This window comes from Nocardia alni, from assembly GCF_019038435.1.
Classification (GTDB): domain Bacteria; phylum Actinomycetota; class Actinomycetes; order Mycobacteriales; family Mycobacteriaceae; genus Nocardia; species Nocardia alni.
The window spans coordinates 18,367-35,871 of record NZ_JAGPOX010000036.1 but is presented as its reverse complement, the minus strand read 5'-3'; the positions used below and the strand labels follow the sequence as shown (position 1 = coordinate 35,871).

Sequence of the window (17,505 nt, the reverse complement as noted above, 5' to 3'; positions counted from 1 at the left end):
TTCCGCTTCCGGCTAGGGCCTCGGCGTCGTTCGGCAGGTGTTCAGTTATCGTCGGACCGCAATGAAAAGAATCTTGCGGTGGCAAGCATAACGACGGACAGGGTCTATGTCCAGATTTGCTGGACATAGACTGTTACGATGCTGCTATGGCAACCGCCGGAGAGGCCCTTCAAGCAACACTCAGCGAGAACGAATACGGCACCCTGAAGGTGCTTGCCGCGAGCACGACTCCGCTTTCGGGACGAAAAATCGCTAGCGCCCTGGGTGTATCTCCAACCACCGCAAACGACGCGTTGTTCACGCTGTCGGCGGCTGGGTTCGCGACGTCCAGGAAGTCGGGGAGGGCGACACTGTGGCAGCTCACGGTCTCGAACCCTTCAATCAGCGACTGGCTGGCGGAGACGATGTCTGCTGAGACAGTGTCTGCGGCCGCATCGAGCCCGTACTCGACGGGCGGTGGAGGTGTCCGCTTGGAGCACTCTTATGCGGCATGTCTGATTGCTGAATTCCTCGCGGGCGGCGCGCTTCCGGAGCTTGGTGATGCTGTATCGGTCGACTGTATTCGGCTTCAGGCGAGCGATTCCAGCGAAGTGGATGACATCTTCATCGAGGGTCGTGACGCTCACGGTGAAAAGCATTGCTCATCGATCGCCGTTCGCCGGAACCCTGCCCTTACGTCAAGCGACAGCAAGTCGGTTCCCCTGTTCCGGGACTTCTTGGTGGAAATCCTGGACCACTGGCCCGAGGCGTCCTCGGGACGGCGGCGGATCGTCCTCGCAGTGTCCACAAACGCCAACGCGATAACGCAACTCGCCGAACTCGCCGAACTCGCCGAGGACCTTCCGAGCGCAGAAGCTCTGGCGGACCGCTTGACGCAGCAAGGAAGGACTAACAGCGAGCTCCGCAAGCGATACGACAGTATCAAGAGTCTGGTCAGCCAAGCGTCGGCCGGGCTGGCTACAGCGAACGGATTGAGTTCGCAGGAGCTGACCTGGCGGCTCCTCTCATGTCTCAGCACACGAAGCCTTCGCTTGGAGAGGACCGACCGCACAGACAGAACTGCGGCAGTCGCTGCACTGCAGCGCATGCTCCGCGACGGCACACCCGCAACAGCAGATGCATTGTTCTCGCGGATCGAGGAGCTTGTCGGGGCATGGGCACCGGGCGGAGCGGTACTGACACAATCAGTGATCCGCCGGCACCTGAGTAGCTACCCACTATCGAGATCGGCCAAGTTTGCCAACGCGTGGAGGACGATCGACCGATTCGGTGTCCGACTGCGGGAGGGGACTCGTCCGGCCTTGCGGTCAGGTTCGCAGTCGCTGGAGTTGGAGCGCGCCGATGAGAAATCGCGCCTCGTTCAGGCCTTGCGGACGGTGGGCACGTCGGCTGGCACTCTCGTGGTGACCGGCGATCCAGATGTCGGGAAGTCTGCCTTGTCTTTGCGCGCAGTCGAGGCTCTTCAAATGGAGGACGCAGCCGTCGTCAGCCTCAGCCTGCGCGATCTCCCTCATAGCCCGACAGAATTCGAGAGCCAGTTGGGCGGATCCGCCATCGACGACGTCCTGGCAACTTGGGAAGTGCGACCCATCAGACTTCTCCTGGTCGATGGCGCGGAGGCCGTTCTCGAAGGCAAGGGCACGATTTTTCGAACTGTCGCGGCAGCCGCCCTCAGGGCCGGGGTCGGCGTCGTCGCCGTCACTCGAACCGATGGCTTCCGCCAAGTCCACGACGAGTTGACGCGCGCAAGCGAGCTAGCCGGATCAACCGGAGCTACGGCCAAACACGTTGTAGGGCCGTTGGCTGCCGACGAGCGCCGAGCGCTTCCGGCAACTTTCGGAGCACTCGCGCGCCTGGATAGTGACTCACGCGCAAGTTGGCTGCTTGGCCGGCCCGGCCTGGTCGACGCACTGCTACGAACCGGCGAGACGCTCGATCCAGCCGACTTGCTGTGCGAAGCGGACGTGTTCTCCGCAGTGTGGCGGAACCTCATTCGGCGGGACGAAATCCGTGCCCTGAACACTGCGTCCCCAGATGATCGCGAACACGCTGCCCTAAGCGTGGCCAAACGAACCCTCGGCATCGCTGCCGACCCGCCCCATGGCACCGGCTCCGCCGAGCTTCGTTCAGACGGGGTCCTCCGAGTGTCTGACAACCCTGCCTTTTCGCCTGGTGATGAATTCGCAACCGATCTATTCCGTGACTTCGCGCTCTGTCGTCTTTTCATCACAAACGGATGGGAGCCCCTCGCTTCGGCTGGAGCCCCGCGCTGGTCGATCCGTGCGGTTCGCCTTGGATGCCAGGTTGCGCTGCTCGACCGGAGCACCACGACTAGCTGGGCTCACCTGTCGACGAGATTCATCGAGATCGCCGATGCTCACGGCGAGAGATGGTCGGAGGTTCCCTACGAAGCCCTTCTAACACTCGGAGACGCTGAGTCGGCAATCCGCGAGTTGTGGGGGGCGCTGACAAAAAATGACGGTGCTGGGCTCGTGACGTTGCTCCGCCTCGCTAAGGCGCGATATGTGAGCGGCACGATCGGTGACGCTTTCGCACTTGCACCGCTGGTGAAGGTCGCCTTCTGCGAACGACCAGAGGTCGGACCCGGAGGACGGCTCGCCCGTCAAGCCGTCCATGAAGTCATCCACGACCTCGTCTTGGCCTGGCTATGTGGAATGGCGAACACCTGCCTCGCGCCAAATCCACTTCGTCAGGACATCCGCAACATCGTGCTCGACGGCGCCCCGTCGTTCCACGGCGACTTCGCAGTCGAGGCGCTCGCCTCTCTGGGGGCAGACATCGATGACCGAGCGGAGGCATGGCTTCGTGACGTCGCCGAAGACAGGCCAGCGCATCTCGGCCCCGCTGTGGAGTCGACGGTTATCTCAGTCAGTATGTCGCGGACCCGACCGAAACTACTGCTGGATCTTGCAGAGGCCTACTACCTCGAAACGCCGGACCCACATGATCGTTGGGGCGGTGCCAGTCCTTTCGACGATGGCATTCGAGGCTTCAAGCACGGATTTGGTACGGGATTCGGCATGCCCCAGGCCGCTTGGTACTACGGTCCTTTTTTTCGCTTGCTCAACACGATCCCTGTAGACACGATCGGCTTCATCAACCGGATGCTTGACCACGCTGCAAGATTCCGAGTTGCGAAGCCGTCAACCCGCGGGGACCACTCCGACGACCCTGAAGACCTGGAAGGCGTATATCTAGATCTGCTCGGGACTGGTCGGCGGCGATATGTCGGCGACAGTCACGTCTGGGCGTGGTATCGCGGCACGAGTGTCGGACCGTATGTGTGCATGAGCGCGCTCCTCGCGCTGGAGCGCTTCATTGACCACCTGTTGGAGAATCTGAACCTTCCCGCCCAAACGATCATCGAACGTCTACTTCACGACTGTCACAACCTCGCGATGCCTGGTCTTGCGGTGGGCTTCCTGACCCGCCATCCCGACACGACCGACGCACTTCTAGACCCCTTTCTGGCATCCCCCGACATTTGGCACTTTGAGGCTGCTCGCGTCACTGGCGACTACGGGTTTCGTGTCCGAGATGCCGATGCCGACCAGTTGACCGGATCTGACCGGCGCAGGCGCACCTTCCAGGAGACCGTTGGTGCGATGGTGGTCAACGCTCGACTCACTTCTGACGATGAGCGACTCGCCCAACTCCAAGCGGTCGGCACGAAACTCATCGAAACTGCTCGGGCCGAGCTTGGCGAGGACGGGACCGGCAACATCGAATACTTGGCAATGGTCGAGAGTTGGGCCGAACATTTCCGCATCGAGAACTATCGGGCCAGCCGGGCCGGCGAACAGATGGTTGTCGAATTCGAGCGACCAAAGCGGATCGAGAAAGTGCTTGCGCCCCGCGACGCAGACATTCAGACGAGGAGCGTTCTGTATGGCCTCCAGAACCGCTACGCGCGCTATAACGAGGCCCCGGAAAGCTGGCCTGTGGAGAGCCTCTCTGAGGACCTTGCGACCGCCCGCCGCCTTGTGAACGACGAGGCTCCTGAAGGCATGCTGTGGCCGGAGAACGCCATCGTGGGCGTCGCCGCAGCAGCCCTGCGAGCCCATGCGTTGGGCCTTGTGACGATGGATACCTCCAGTGTGATTTGGGCTGCGGATGCCGTGATCTGGGCTGCCGAGAATCCGCAGACTGACGGGATGAGTTACAGCGGATCGATGTTCCCGATGGGTGCCGACCGCGCTGCAGCAGCGTCCGCGCCGCTGCTTCTTCTCGCACCGTTCGACAACCTGAACCTAGACCGGTCGCGTGTCGAGAACTGCCTGCGATCCCTCGCGACGAGTCTCTTCGACGAGGTACGCGCGATCTACGTCAAAGGCTGCGAGCCGGTGTGGGCCGCCCCGTGCGATATCGATCAAAGTACAGGCCAATGCCGTCGGCACCAGCCGGCCTGGGTCGCCGCAACAGCAGGCCTGATCGACAGCAGGCTGGGCCCGTGGAGCCAAGAAACGCAGCGGGGCGAATCAGAGCCATTGTCTATGCCATTCCACGAGTCGCTCCTGGCCATCACCGACGACCAACTCATGGTCAATCGACTGCGCATGCCATTGGCATGCATGATTGACGCCCGACTGGTCATCTGTGTTCAGGGCGCTGTCGGCGATCTCTGGGCACCGCTCTGGGACGCCCATCGCAGAAGCCTCGCTCACTGGTGGAAAAAAGGATACGACCACCGCGAACAGGCAGCCCACGAGCCGATCGCCCACCGCATGATCGAGGTCGCGCTCGACGGTGACCGGGACCCCGTCAGGGCTCACATCGAGGCGTGTGCCGCGGACTCGCAGGCATTGCACATGCTTTTCGAGGGATTCGCGACCGTCTTCACCTACGACAACAAACTTCGACGGTCCATCGTCGACTTCTGGCCGTGGGCCATGGAGGTCGCTCTAAACAGCGTCGGTGACGCAGCCACCTTGCGTTCGAAACACCGCTGGTTCGACTACATGACCGCGGCCCTGCTCCCCGCACCGCACGCTAGATCATGGGATCCAGACATCGACGGCACCCTCTCGCGGTGCCGCGAAAACTGGCTCCACCCCGAGACTCTCGGCGAACTCGCCGACCGCTGGCTACGCCTCGCCCGTTGGGAACCAAAAGCCGTCGACGCCGTGATCAAGCTCGCAAACAGCGCGCCCGTGCAGTGGCAAACGACGACAGCGCTTAAGTGGATCGAGTCGATCATCGATGGGCACTATCACCTAATCGCCAACCATCTCTGGCTTCTGGAGGAGTGGCTAACGGGCCTCCGCAACAACGGGGTGATCGTCGCGGAGACAAAGAGCCGCTATCACCGGATCATCGATGGCTTGGCCGCCGCCGGCGACCGAGCGGCTGTGAGACTCCAACAACTGGACGAGTAACGCTGACCCGCCCAACCCAAGTGACAAAACGTGCTCGACAGACCTCCCTGGGGCTTTGACCGGCACGCACTCTCATGCCGCCGGGCGAGCGATCCGGGGCGAGCCGCGCAGCGCCTCGAGAGATCGGCGCGCAGGGACGGTATCGACCACTGCGATGCCGGAGATACCACGGAATTAGGTTGTCGAGAATTGATCTTGGATCGACACCGCCGCTGGGCAGAAACCTACTTCACCATCGTGTGCTTGCGATAACCTGGCGTTATCTGGGTAGGAGGCACCTCAATGGCCAAGTACCAGCCATTACCTGAACAATCCGAGTGGGGCAACCAACTTCAGCACTTCCGTGAGGACGTGCTGCAACTCAGTCGTGCAGAGTTCGCCGAGCTGCTGAACCGCAAGGGCGGCGAGATGAAGGTGAACGTCTCGTGCGGGGAGCGGTTGGTCACCCGATGGGAACAGGGCGACGTCAAGACGCCAACTGCGGTGTACAAGCGGCTCTTTCGTGCAATCGGTGCCCCTGAAGCAGGCGATTGTCGCGCTTCCGTCGTGCAGGTACAGACCGCCGTCACAGTGGATGTCGAGACTCCCGCCAACGATCAGGACTTCCTGGGCGCGATCGCAGCGGCTGCGGTCGGTTCGCCGGCCGACCTCACACCATGGTTGCCGGAACCGATGCTCGCCGCGAGACCGACTCCGGAGGATGTGGGCCCGCCCGACGTCGAGCACGTCCGCCTCGTCACCGCCAGTCTGCGCAGCGTCGATCAGCGTCATGGCGGTCTCGCAGTCGTCGATGCTGCCGAGGGACTCTTACGCTCGACGGAGCACCTGCTGCACGGCTGCCAGGACGACGCGACCGCAACCGCTATGAGTATGGCCCTGGCCTCGCTGGCCAGGTTGACCGGCTGGGCATACCACGACGCCGGCGAGCAGCACCGTGCCCGCTGCTACTTGGCGCTGGCGTTCCTGTATGCGCAACAGGCCGGAGCAGACAGCTTGGCCGCGTCGATCTTCTACGTGCTGGGCAGAATCAGTCTGTTCGAGCGACAGCCGAAGTCCGCGCTACGACTGTTCCAGCTGGGGCAGATCTCGGCACAGGACGCTGCGAACCGCGCCGAATCCGCTCGCCTGTACTCGAATTCGGCGTGGGCGCACGCGATGATGGGCAACGAGCGGCAGATGCGTGACTCGCTGGCACGCGCTGAGCATGAAATGAGCCTGGTCGACGAACAGGACATCGATCCCTGGACGCAAGTCTTCTTCACTTCCGGCGAATACACCGGCCTGACCGCGGTGATATACAACGAGTTCGCTGCAGCCACCGATAGCGTCGCCCTGGCCGACCGGTACGCGATTATCGCGGTCGACACCGCCCGAGCATCACTACGAGCGTCGCAGCCCGATCGGCCGCGCCGCAGCCTCCTGTTCGACCTGACGACGATCGCCACCGGCTGTTTCCGCCTGCGTGACCGCGAGAACGCGATCGATTCCGGCGCCACCGCGCTGGGGATGACCGGCGCGGTACTCAGCGCTCGCGCGTTGGACCGGCTGAGATCGATGGCCACCGCGGCGACCGGCCTGCGGGACTATTCGGACGTACGCGACGTATGCCACCAGGTGGGCCAGCTGGCGCTGCCGTCACCGTGAGCGCAGAAGATCTCGATCGAGTCCTTACGATGGCGGTGTGGCGACGCAACTCTCCCCGGGACACGCCGCCGAGCTACGGGCTGCGCTTACCGACGCCTGTGCCCGGATGGACCTCGACGCCGACGGAGCCGAACTTATCCAGTACTCCGTTAATGCCGTGTTCCGACTGGTCACCGCGCCGGTCGTCGTACGTGTAGCAGCCGGCGCCCTCGGGCGTACCCGGGGCCGGCGCCTGGTCACCGTCGCCAGCTGGTTGGAGGACCGCGACGCACCCACCGTCCAACTGCTCGACGGCGACCAACCCATCGACATCGCGGACCGGTTCACCTTCACATTCTGGGACGAACTCGACGCCCGGCGAACATGGACAGCCGCGGACCTGGCGCGCCCACTTCGTGCGCTGCATACGTTGCAGCCGGACTCGGCGATGCCGCAATGGGATCCGTTCGGCATCGCCCGTGAACGGCTCGCCGAGGCGGATTCCGCAATGTCCGCCGCAGACCTCGCGTGGCTACGCGAAGAGTGGGACACGGCTGAGGAAACCTATCGAAAATGGCAGCGCGCCATGCCGTTCGGTGTAATTCACGGTGACCCGCACCTGGGAAACCTGCTAGCCGATGGCGAACGTGCCATCCTGTGCGATCTCGATGAAACCGGCATCGGACCCATATTGTGGGATCTGGTTCCACAAGCTGTCGGCGCGACCCGATTCTCCCGCGAACCGTTCTATCGACAGTTCGTCGACGCCTATGGAGCAGATGTCCGCGAGGAATCGTATTGGCCAGTCCTGCAACATATCCGGGAACTGATCATGGTCACCAGCGTCCTGCCGAACCTGAGCCACCGCCCGGAAGTTGCCGCCGAACACGCTCACCGGCTGGGTTCTTTGCGGCGCGGCGACACCACAGTCACCTGGCACCGTTACCAATAGACTCTGGAGCCTGCCTGATCGCGACGTGCCCGAATCTGCCCGATCTTGCCTTGCCTCTTGCCATGGCAATGCCACGGATTCCAAGGCTTGACTCGATGCATGATCGACATCGGAAGGCTCGCTACCACCTTCGGTGAGCCCCTGAGCCAGGTTCGTGCACCTGGCGACAGTGCATACCGAAGCCTCGACGCGCGCGAAGCTGCACTGCCCGAGGTTGGCGCACTGCATCGAGATATGCCAGCACCCATGGCCGGGTACGCGCAATTGTGGCGGACTGCTGAGCAACCAGATCATCTGTGGCGACGCCTCGTCGTAGTCGCCGTCCAGCATGACGGGTACCTTGACCGGTTCGTTTACGACCCGATGCCACCTGCGCCTACCGAGGCACTGCCGCCCTTGGCTGGAAGACCCCCGCAAATGCAGTTGCCCTCGTGGCTGATCGAGGTCGCGGCGAGCAGCGACATCGCTCCAAATCAACTGCTGAGCATTGCACCGAATCCGGTCTTCTGGAATCTCGTATCCAACCTTCGCAAGAACGGCGGCACCATCGTCATGCCGTCCGCCGAGCACATCCCGCTGCCTGATCCAGCTCGAGACGCTGTACTGCAATACCTTTCACACGGGCGCCAGCGCATTACCGTCTTGTTCGCGGATCCCTGCAACGCAGCGAGCCCGCTCTCCGTCGAACGTGCGGCACCGAATTCGGGCGGTCGGACTGCTCGACCGTTCACCGATTCAACCGGGTCGTCGTCGCACCTGCCCAGCACTGGGCTGCATGAGGTGAGCCAACCATGGGAGTAACGAAGGTAGCCCGGCCGTTCCTCGTCACAGTCGTCGCGACAGCGCTGAGCGGAGCGGGAATCGGCCGCATATGGCCGATCACGCCGCGCCGTCGGTCGTGTCACGCTGGATGCCAGCTCAGGCCGGTTCGGCGGCCAACCGCGCGGAGTTGTGCGACACCGACGCGTCCGCTGACGATCGTCGAGGCGGGCTGTGCGATGCAGTTGCATCACGAGCACAGTTGCGCCCGCAAGCGCGCGGCTTACAAGACGTTGATCGCCGCTAAACGCATCACGCCCGATTATGCAGCACCGAAGTGGTGGCGGAAATGACATCGGATCTTGTTGTGGTGCAAAAGAATAACCCTTCCGAGTGCATGTATGAGCCCGACGGCCTGGACTGGGCCACCGCGCGTCGGCTGTGGGGCCAGCACAGCAACTGTCCGCCTGGCTGCCGAGCTCAACTCTCTGCCGGGGCTGCACTGTCGAGCGAGGCCGGGGAGGACTGACGATGCTGCATTTACCGATCGGGCGGTGACAGACGATGACGAGCATCGGGTATTTCTTGCTCGCGTTCGGGGTGCTCGCCGTGGTCTGCGCCGTGACAATCGGCCTCGTGTGCTGGTGGCCGGTCACCGATGATCGCGATTCGGTGGCTGCCCTCCTACGCCGGTTCCAAGCCGAACAGCAGAGCCGCATGCGCACATCACCACGGCGCCCCTCTCGCAAGGGGGCACCCCGTCGATGACACCGGCGGCGCGGCGACATCTGCACTTGGACTCCGGGCCCCTCCATCTGGATTACCAAGGCCCTGCCAAACAGGTCAACGAGGTCGCTGCCGATCTGGCCAACGTCGACCAGATCAATGTCCGTGTGGACGACGACGTTCGCCCGGATCAGATTTCATTGCCGTGCGCACGGCTATGGGATCCCTGCTCCGACACCACGCCACCGCCGCGGTGTGCGGACACTCCACCTCAAATCGCGAATTCCACCGTTACCGATAAAGGAGCCACAGTGTCGACCACACTCGTGTCACCGAAAGCCATTGCACCACTATTAAATCCAGATCAATCGATAGCACCCGATCTGGTCCGCGATCGTCTGATCGACGATCGTGCGAAGGTATACTTGGATACGTTCGGCCTGTGCACGGTGCGTACCCAGAACGGAACGGCCCTGGCGGTCCCCGCAGGGCAGGTCGTGGGACTGATGACATCCCGCACTCTGGCCAGAAAAATCCATGCCGAACTGCGCGAACAGTGCGGACCAATGTTCACCGACCACCGCACCTGCATCTTCCTCACCCAATGCCCGTCCTCGGACATCGATATCGCCGAGACGACCGTTGAGTTGTACCGGTCGTACGAGGTGATGGCGCTGGCGTACCCGGGCCTACTCATTCGCTTGCCTACCCCGGGATCCTCGGATCGCTGCTGGATCCAGACACCGACGGACGATCAGCTGCCGACGTTCGCCCAGGTTGTTCTCGCGCTCGCCGAAATTGCCCAGCGGGAAGAGCGGCGATGACCAAATCTGACAAGCGGCACGTGGTGTTCATCGAGCACCAGCCCCAGGTGAACACAGCGCTCGCCACAGCCACCGCAGGAGAGCAAGGGTGATCAACAGTGGCAACCGAAACACCCAAACCAGATTCATCGACACTCCGCTCACCCATGCATGGCAAGGATGGCTAGGCCAGCGCACTCGGTGCCTCGAGCAGTTCTACAGCGAGGTCCGGCTGCCTGCGGACCGGTATTCCAGCGCGGGGCTGCATGCCGCCGAACACAGCCTGCTGGCGCTATTCCCCGAATCCACTGTCCCCGAACCAATTGCGACATTCCTCGCAGGGTGTGACCGGCTGGCAGTGGAGCGATACGCGCGGTATTTCGGCGAAGTCTTGGTCGCCAGCTTGGACGGGTACTGGCACAACGACCCCGCCCCCGAGCACCCGGACCGTATACGCGCGACGATCGTGTTCGAGTACACCGACGCCCGCATCCATGTCACCGACTGGGTCCACCGCGCCCTGCGCGCCCGCGACGGCCGGGTGTGGGCCAGCCTGCACGCCGGTTTGAGCGAGTGGTGCAGCGTGTGGTGGCAATCCGGCCGCGCAACCCGGCTTGCAGCCGGTGATCCGGCCCCAGAGGCCGAACGTATCAACGGGTGACCGCCGGTCGAAGTTCGTCCGGGTTCTTTGCCGTATTTCGCTTCTCATGAAATGTCATTTGTATCTTCATAATCGAAGGACCGAGGTTCTCTGTCATGGATGAGCTGACAAATTCGACCGCGTTCGAGTCGCCCGCATGGGGCGCGTGGCTCGACGACATGGACACCCGACTGACGCACTTCGCGACGGTGACGATTCCCGGACTACCGGAACCATTCTGGGGAGATCCGGCAATCGAGCGTATCTGCGCGGTATTTCCGGTTTTCTTCCCAACCGAGGACACGGCCACGGACCCGGCGAGATTCGAGACCATCGATGTGTTCGTGCGGTGGATCGGTGAATGCTATATCCGTCGGATCGAGGGCTTCGTCTGGTTCTCACATCCGCATGCCGCCCGCGGCATTTACAGCGGTTTCGGTCCGGCACTGCGTCACCCCGGCCGCGACGAGGACACCATGTTCGTGTTGGAAATCCTGGAGTGGGCCGCGACCGAGAGTCTGGGACGGGTGCGGAGGTCGCTGGGATGGTGAACACAACTCGGCCGGACCGCACTGCAGCAGCGATCCTGGCGCGACGGTCCCTCGCGCGGCGCCTGCGCGCCCTGCGTGTCGATGTGGGGATGTCTCAGTCGGCCGGGGCGCGGGTGGTGGACATGTCCCCGCAGTCCATGGGACGACTCGAAGAGGGCCTGGCCGTGAAGCTCTCGCCCCCGAACCTGGCCGCTCTGTGCGACGCCTACAGGGTCAGCGCCGAGGACCAGCAGGTGCTGGTAGCCCTGGCACAGCAGATCCGGGAGGGTCGCACGAGGTCCGGCTACTGGTGGTCGGCGTACGCGGACCTGTGCTCGGACGACGACAGCCGCCGTATCGCCCTGGAACAAGCCACCCGCACACTCACGCTGTTCCACACCACCTTGATCCCGACCCTGCTGCAGGTCCCTGGCTATTGCCACGCAGTCGAGCAGACCGCGCACCCGCTGGACTCGACACCGGACATCCAGCGACGCGTGGAACTGGCCGCGCGGCGCCAACAACAACTGTCCGGTACCGGTGCTCGTATCCACGTGTTCCTGTTGCAATGCGTGCTCGAACATCCGATCGACAGTGCGACGGTAATGCGCCGACAACTGGGCCACCTCGAAACTCTGAGCAAGTTGCCGACCATGTCGATTCGCGTTATTCCGTCGCAGGCCGGGAGCCACACCGGGCTGCACACCGGAGCGTTCTCGGTGTTGGAGTTCGGTCCGCTTGCCGCGACCGGCCTGCCCGAGCCCCCGATCATCTACGCGGAGGTATTCCCCACCGCCGCGTACCTGGAACGCGACGAGCAGGTCCGGCCCTACCGTGCGGCGGTCACCGATATCCACCGCGTCGCACTGGACGAGGAACACTCCAGGACTCTGATCGGTCAGATTGCAGCACGGTATCGGTGATGCACAAAAAGCCCCATCCGCCCACAATGAATCCGGTCTCACCCGCCTGCATCCGGCGGTCGCCCTCGCCCTCAGCGGTACCTGCGATCCGAGAGCTGGTCGCCGCGATGACCGGCACTGTGCCTGTCGCCGGCCCGGCCCGGCCCATCCTGCAGGCTGCGTTCCTACTGGCCACCGTCGATCACTGGATCACCCCGGACATAGTCACCACCGACGACGGAGTAACCGGCGCCAACGTGTTGTCGGAAGTAGGGATCGCCAACATCGCCGATGTCGTGCGCGCTCACTTGATCGACCGGATCAACCACGCCGCAGCAGATTGTGCCCTGGGCCCTTTGGTGGACCGGGTTGCCCGCGCCTGGCAGCAGTACCGGCGCACCACACCCAGTACCGCCCCCGGCGAGGCTGACGGGCACCAGCAAGCCACCGTCGCGTTCATCACCGCCCGCGCGGCCTACACCCGCCAGCACCGAAAGCTGTACCCACACACACTCCCCGCACGCCACTCACCCACCACACGCACCGCCGACTTTCCAGGACTCCACGAATGACCGCCGCCCGATCCACCAACAACCACCTGGACGACGGTCAGCGACTCGCCGTCACAGCCCGCGCCCCGGAACCAAACGCGGTGGCCGACATGACATCCCCACCGATGCATCGCGCAACACCACTACCCGTCCCCGGTCAGTCCTCCGCACCTGGAACAACCCTGCCAGGAGGCATTACTGTGACCAGCTCGGTCGTATCGCGGCGGATGCTGGGCCGCGGGTTGAAACAGCTGCGGGAGGCGTCCGAGGTATCGGCTGCAACTGCGGCCGAGGCGATGGAGATTTCCCCGCAAACCTTATGGCGCATGGAAATCGGGCAGAAGACCAGAATTGTGAAACGGGTGTACGTCATGGCCTTGTGCCACCTGTACGGCGCCTCTCACGAGATGACCGCAGCGCTTTTGACACTCGCGCAGGGGGTAAAGAATCCGCGCTGGTGGTATGACTGCAAGGATCTCGTCTCAGACGAGATCGAGCTGCTGCTGGGTTGGGAAGACCATGCACAGCGCGTGACGACCTTTCACCCAGACCTCATCCCGCCGATGGCGCAGACACCTGGGTACCGGCGAGCGCTCGCGCGTGCCGAGTCCTCCGACCTCCCGCGCGACGAGGTGGACCGCATGCTCGAATTCCTCGACCATCGGCACGAGCATCTACTGGATCGCGCCCCCGATACCGTCGACGTGCGGGTGATCCTGCGCGAAACCGCAGTACGCGATCTGCCCGGCGGCCCCCAGGTACGCAGAGATCAACTCGCGCATCTGGTGACTCTCGGCGAACAGCCGGGCGTGTCCATACGCATCGTTCCCCAGCACGCCGGTATCCATCCGGGCCTGCTCGTCGGCGCGTTCGACCTGCTGGAATTCCCTGAACACCCGATACCCGAACTGACAGAACCACCAGTTGTCCACCTGCCCAGGCTCACCTCCACCCACTACCTCGACCACCACACCGACATCACCACCTACCGCACCGCCGTCAACGAGATCCACCACGTCGCACTCGACGAGGACGCCAGCGCAAAATTGCTCTTGGACATCGCGGCCGACAAACACGGTCACTCATGACCTGCCCCATGATTTCGATCAAGTCGACAAACCACGGGTCCTGTCAACTGTGCTCCCCAGGAACGCTCACCAGCGGGATCACAGGATATTCGCACAAGCAGGCGTCAGCGGGCCGGTTCTCAGCGCATGCGAACCCGAACCGCAGCGCGATTGGTCTGCTCCGCTGGGCGGCCCGGTAGCCCGACTCTATAGTGGAGATTCGATGAGCCAGTGGTAGCAGGAGGGGGCTTGTGTTGTCTGGTCGTGCCGATGTAGATCCCGAAGCGCTGCGTGCCACTGCGCAAGGGCTGGACAAGACCGTCGAGGAACTCGCCGACAAGGTCGATACCCACATGCGCGCCGTGCGCGCGTTCATCGGCCCAGAGTGGTCCGGCACCGCCGCCTCATCCCACGAAACCCCCTGGACGGACTGGGAAAACGCTGCCCGGCGGGTGATCGGTTCGTTCGCCACCGACGCTGATGCCTTGCGCACCACCGCCACCGGATTCCTCACCACCGACAACGCCCACGCCCAGGCGATCACCCGAACCGGATCCAGCCTCAACCTCCCAGGCATCTGACCGTGGCAGCGACCTACCGCGTCGATCTCGACGAGATGCAACGACTCATCGACGCCACCACGACCCTCGAATCCGCCATCGAACAATCCGCGGCCGACATCGACAAACGCGTCGAAACACTGCACGTCGACTGGAACGGCGACGCAGCCACCGCCCACAAAACCGCACACGACACCCGGATCGCGGCGGTCACCGAGATGCGCGAAGCGCTCACCGAGCTACGCCGCACACTCACCACAGCCCGCGAAGCATACGACGCGGTCGGGCCCACCAACCACGGTATGTGGCCACAATGAGCCCGCCCACAGTCCCGATCATCGTGTGCCGCGGCGACGAATACCATTCCGCCGGCGAAGTATTCGCGCAGATGTCCACGGACACGAAAACCACCCACGGTGGACTGCTGGCCGTCCTGGCTGCCAACGAGGGCATGGCCGGCGACGACAGCATCGGGCAGCAATGGGCCGCCTCCTATACCCCCGGCGCCCAAGCAGCGATCTCGACGGCAGCGAAACTGGCGACCGCATGCGGGCAGACCCGCGATCTGATCGTCACCGGCGCCTACAACCACCAGATCGCCGAAACCACCGCGGACCACCGCAACCTCCCACTGCCCCCTGCGCCTCAATTGATTCCGGATCCCTGCCTGGCCGAATTCACCCCCTCGGCCGCCGGGGACGGCATCCCGGAACCCTTCGGCTGGTCGATCCTCAAAGATCTCGTCGGCGCGGCCTGGCCCGACGGTCACCAAGACCGGCTCGACGCCGCCAAGGACGCCTGGCACACCGCCTCCAGCGATTACCGCACCATCGCCCAAACCGCCCCCGACGCGATCAGCCTGCTCACCAACCAGCAATCCCCCGAAATCCCGATCACCGTCCAAACCTGCACCGACCGGCAAAACAACTTAAACACGTTGGCCGACGCCTGCCAAAGCCTCGGCGACGCCTGCGGCGAATACGCCACCCACCTCGACGACGCCCACCACAAAATCCTCGACGAACTCAAAGAATTCGCCCTGGAAACCGCCGCCTGGGAAGCCGGAGCCGCCCTCCTCACACCCCTCACCGGCAGCCTGTCCGAATGGGCCGGCAACTCCGCACTCGCCACCCGCGCCACCATCAGAGCCCGACGCATCTCCACCATCATCACCGAACTCGCCGCCAAAATCGGCAAGATCATCACCGACACCCTCACACCACTCACCGAACGAATCCGGCCCCTGGTGAACAAGATAGGCGACTGGATCACCGCCGCCAAGATCCAGACACTTCCGACTCTGCGCGGCCCCCTCTTGGCCGACGGACGTATGTACTCGCGGATGGGAAACCGAACGAGCCAGGAAGTCTTGGACAGCGGTGATCATCTCCCAATCACGCAGGATACGATCCAGGAGTACGCCCGCCGAGCTGGCGTCGATTTGTCAGGAGTGCGAGTGGACATAGCCAGTACGCCTGACGACATTCGTTTCTATGACGGCTATGCCCAGGCGAGCGCGAGCACAGTGCCTGGCCATATCGTCTTCGCTCCATCCGCATTTGCCGATGAGGAGTCGTTGATGCGAACGTTGGTCCACGAAAAAGTTCATATCGACCAATACCGCGCCGGACTGATCAACTCAGAGACCAAGAATGCGATGGAAGATGAGGCATACGCCGCAGACCAACAGTTCTGGGACAACTATCTCGGTGGAAAGACAGGTGGGTGAGCGATGAGCGAATTCCGAGTGAGAGAGATTTTCCGTATCAGCGTCCTGCCGAACCCGTACGTGGCCGGGCAGGCGACAGGGAACTTCACAATCGGTCAGGAGGTCGAACTCCGCAAGGAAGACGGCATGAAATACCGAGGCCGCCTGGAAGCACTCGACTTCCATCACCACTCAGACGACGAGATCGCCTTGATGTTCTCCACAGAGCTCTCCGCGCAGATCGAACCCGGAGACGTAATCTACTCGGTCTCAGAGGAAGAGCCACCGCGATAGGTCAGGCACGAGACGCCAGCAGGTATGCTTCGCTATCGCCCAATGAGGGAATGCGTATTGACCGAACAGATTTCTCATATGGTTGTCGAGCGCATTGACACCCTCCGCAGCCGACCGCAGTGGATTTTCGTCACAGGCGCTCTGACCGGTGAGGCGATAACCATCGGCGACATACTGTCAGTCCGGCACGCTCACGGCCTGGTCGAAGCGACGGTCCGAACGATCGAAACGCACAATTTACCGGGTAAAACAACAATCGCGTTGGATGCCAGACTGAAGACGACTGTTACTCCGGGCACTATCATCGAACGGGCGGCGACACCGTAACCCGTCGAGGGCCGCGTACGGACGTCATGACTGTGAAAGGGCTGTAGCACGTGGTGAATCTGCCCGAATGGGAACGCCACCTCCAGCAGAAACTCGCGGATATCCAGCGCGACGGGCAGCAACTGGCGTCACAAGCAGCCGCGGTACGCGGACGCCACGAGGTCAGCGGCGTGCTCGTCGAGGTCGACGCCAACGGTGACATCACCAGCTTGCAGATCGCCCCCGGCGTCATGCGCTGGACCAGCCAGCAGCTCACCGCCGCCCTGCTCGACTGCCACCGCAAAGCCCGCGCCGACGCCAAATCCAAGCTCGCACGCCTCGCCAGCCAGGCCAGCCCGCGCATCCAGGATCAACTGACTCACGCACGCACCCGATCGGCAGCTCCCGAGCAAGCACGACATCCCCTGTCCGAAGCCGAGATCCAGGCCGCTGACGACCACTACTTCGAGAAACGAAACCTGCAAAGCGGTTGGACGTAGGCATCACAGCCAGCCCACGATTCCCCCTGTTCAGCCCGGTAGCACTGCCAGCGGGAATGCCCGGGGCGGTGAGTCGGCCCCGGCCGCCCTGCATACCGGTGAGTCGGTCCTGTGGATCCGCCCCTGTGATCCCAGCGAAACAAGCAGTCACCAAGCTGGCCGGACAGATATCGGGAATAGCCCGTCAC

Annotated in this window: 16 protein-coding genes; all 16 read left to right on the top strand. The window is 63.2% G+C overall.

Going from position 1 to position 17,505, the window contains the following annotated elements; translation table 11 throughout:
- Window positions 1-146: 146 nt before the first annotated feature.
- The 16 genes from JZ791_RS16125 (at window position 147) to JZ791_RS16050 (ending at window position 17,317) form a co-directional block, all read left to right on the top strand.
- Window positions 147-5,396 (top strand): hypothetical protein, encoded by a 5,250-nt coding sequence (locus JZ791_RS16125; protein WP_216895651.1) that lies wholly within the window; start codon window positions 147-149, stop codon window positions 5,394-5,396.
- Window positions 5,397-5,678: 282 nt separating this feature from the next.
- Window positions 5,679-7,040 carry an NsdA family TPR-like regulatory protein gene (locus tag JZ791_RS16120; protein WP_216895650.1) on the top strand — a complete coding sequence of 454 codons (1,362 nt, stop codon included), beginning with the start codon at window positions 5,679-5,681 and terminating at the stop codon, window positions 7,038-7,040.
- Window positions 7,041-7,146: 106 nt separating this feature from the next.
- Window positions 7,147-7,971, top strand: coding sequence for a phosphotransferase (locus JZ791_RS16115; protein ID WP_216895648.1), 825 nt, complete (start codon window positions 7,147-7,149; stop codon window positions 7,969-7,971).
- Window positions 7,972-8,070: 99 nt separating this feature from the next.
- Entirely contained in the window at window positions 8,071-8,772 is a 702-nt protein-coding gene (locus JZ791_RS16110) for a hypothetical protein (RefSeq protein ID WP_216895646.1), read from the top strand.
- A gap of 722 nt (window positions 8,773-9,494) precedes the next feature.
- Window positions 9,495-10,280, top strand: a complete 786-nt coding sequence (locus tag JZ791_RS16105) for a hypothetical protein (RefSeq protein ID WP_216895644.1) — start codon at window positions 9,495-9,497, stop codon at window positions 10,278-10,280.
- 88 nt (window positions 10,281-10,368) lie between these two features.
- The gene (locus JZ791_RS16100; RefSeq protein ID WP_216895642.1) at window positions 10,369-10,920 is read left to right on the top strand and encodes a hypothetical protein; all 552 of its coding nucleotides are present in this window, start codon (window positions 10,369-10,371) and stop codon (window positions 10,918-10,920) included.
- 95 nt (window positions 10,921-11,015) lie between these two features.
- Complete coding sequence (locus tag JZ791_RS16095; protein ID WP_216895640.1) at window positions 11,016-11,450, top strand: hypothetical protein; 435 nt, start codon at window positions 11,016-11,018, stop codon at window positions 11,448-11,450.
- Window positions 11,444-12,352: a helix-turn-helix domain-containing protein gene (locus JZ791_RS16090; RefSeq protein ID WP_216895638.1), complete on the top strand. Its 909-nt coding sequence runs from the start codon at window positions 11,444-11,446 to the stop codon at window positions 12,350-12,352. The genes JZ791_RS16095 and JZ791_RS16090 overlap by 7 nt, the downstream gene beginning before the upstream one ends.
- A 107-nt stretch (window positions 12,353-12,459) precedes the next feature.
- Entirely contained in the window at window positions 12,460-12,903 is a 444-nt protein-coding gene (locus tag JZ791_RS16085; protein ID WP_216895636.1) for a hypothetical protein, read from the top strand.
- Between the two features lie 206 nt (window positions 12,904-13,109).
- Complete coding sequence (locus JZ791_RS16080) at window positions 13,110-13,970, top strand: helix-turn-helix domain-containing protein (protein ID WP_216895634.1); 861 nt, start codon at window positions 13,110-13,112, stop codon at window positions 13,968-13,970.
- 230 nt (window positions 13,971-14,200) lie between these two features.
- Window positions 14,201-14,530, top strand: coding sequence for a WXG100 family type VII secretion target (locus tag JZ791_RS16075; protein WP_216895632.1), 330 nt, complete (start codon window positions 14,201-14,203; stop codon window positions 14,528-14,530).
- Between the two features lie 2 nt (window positions 14,531-14,532).
- Window positions 14,533-14,826, top strand: coding sequence for a WXG100 family type VII secretion target (locus JZ791_RS16070; protein WP_216895630.1), 294 nt, complete (start codon window positions 14,533-14,535; stop codon window positions 14,824-14,826).
- Window positions 14,827-14,897: 71 nt separating this feature from the next.
- Complete coding sequence (locus JZ791_RS16065; RefSeq protein ID WP_254205791.1) at window positions 14,898-16,238, top strand: WXG100-like domain-containing protein; 1,341 nt, start codon at window positions 14,898-14,900, stop codon at window positions 16,236-16,238.
- A 3-nt stretch (window positions 16,239-16,241) separates the two neighbouring features.
- Window positions 16,242-16,511: a hypothetical protein gene (locus JZ791_RS16060; protein WP_216895626.1), complete on the top strand. Its 270-nt coding sequence runs from the start codon at window positions 16,242-16,244 to the stop codon at window positions 16,509-16,511.
- A gap of 57 nt (window positions 16,512-16,568) precedes the next feature.
- Window positions 16,569-16,838, top strand: a complete 270-nt coding sequence (locus JZ791_RS16055) for a hypothetical protein (RefSeq protein ID WP_216895624.1) — start codon at window positions 16,569-16,571, stop codon at window positions 16,836-16,838.
- Window positions 16,839-16,888: 50 nt separating this feature from the next.
- The gene (locus tag JZ791_RS16050; RefSeq protein ID WP_216895622.1) at window positions 16,889-17,317 is read left to right on the top strand and encodes a YbaB/EbfC family nucleoid-associated protein; all 429 of its coding nucleotides are present in this window, start codon (window positions 16,889-16,891) and stop codon (window positions 17,315-17,317) included.
- Window positions 17,318-17,505 lie beyond the last annotated feature (188 nt).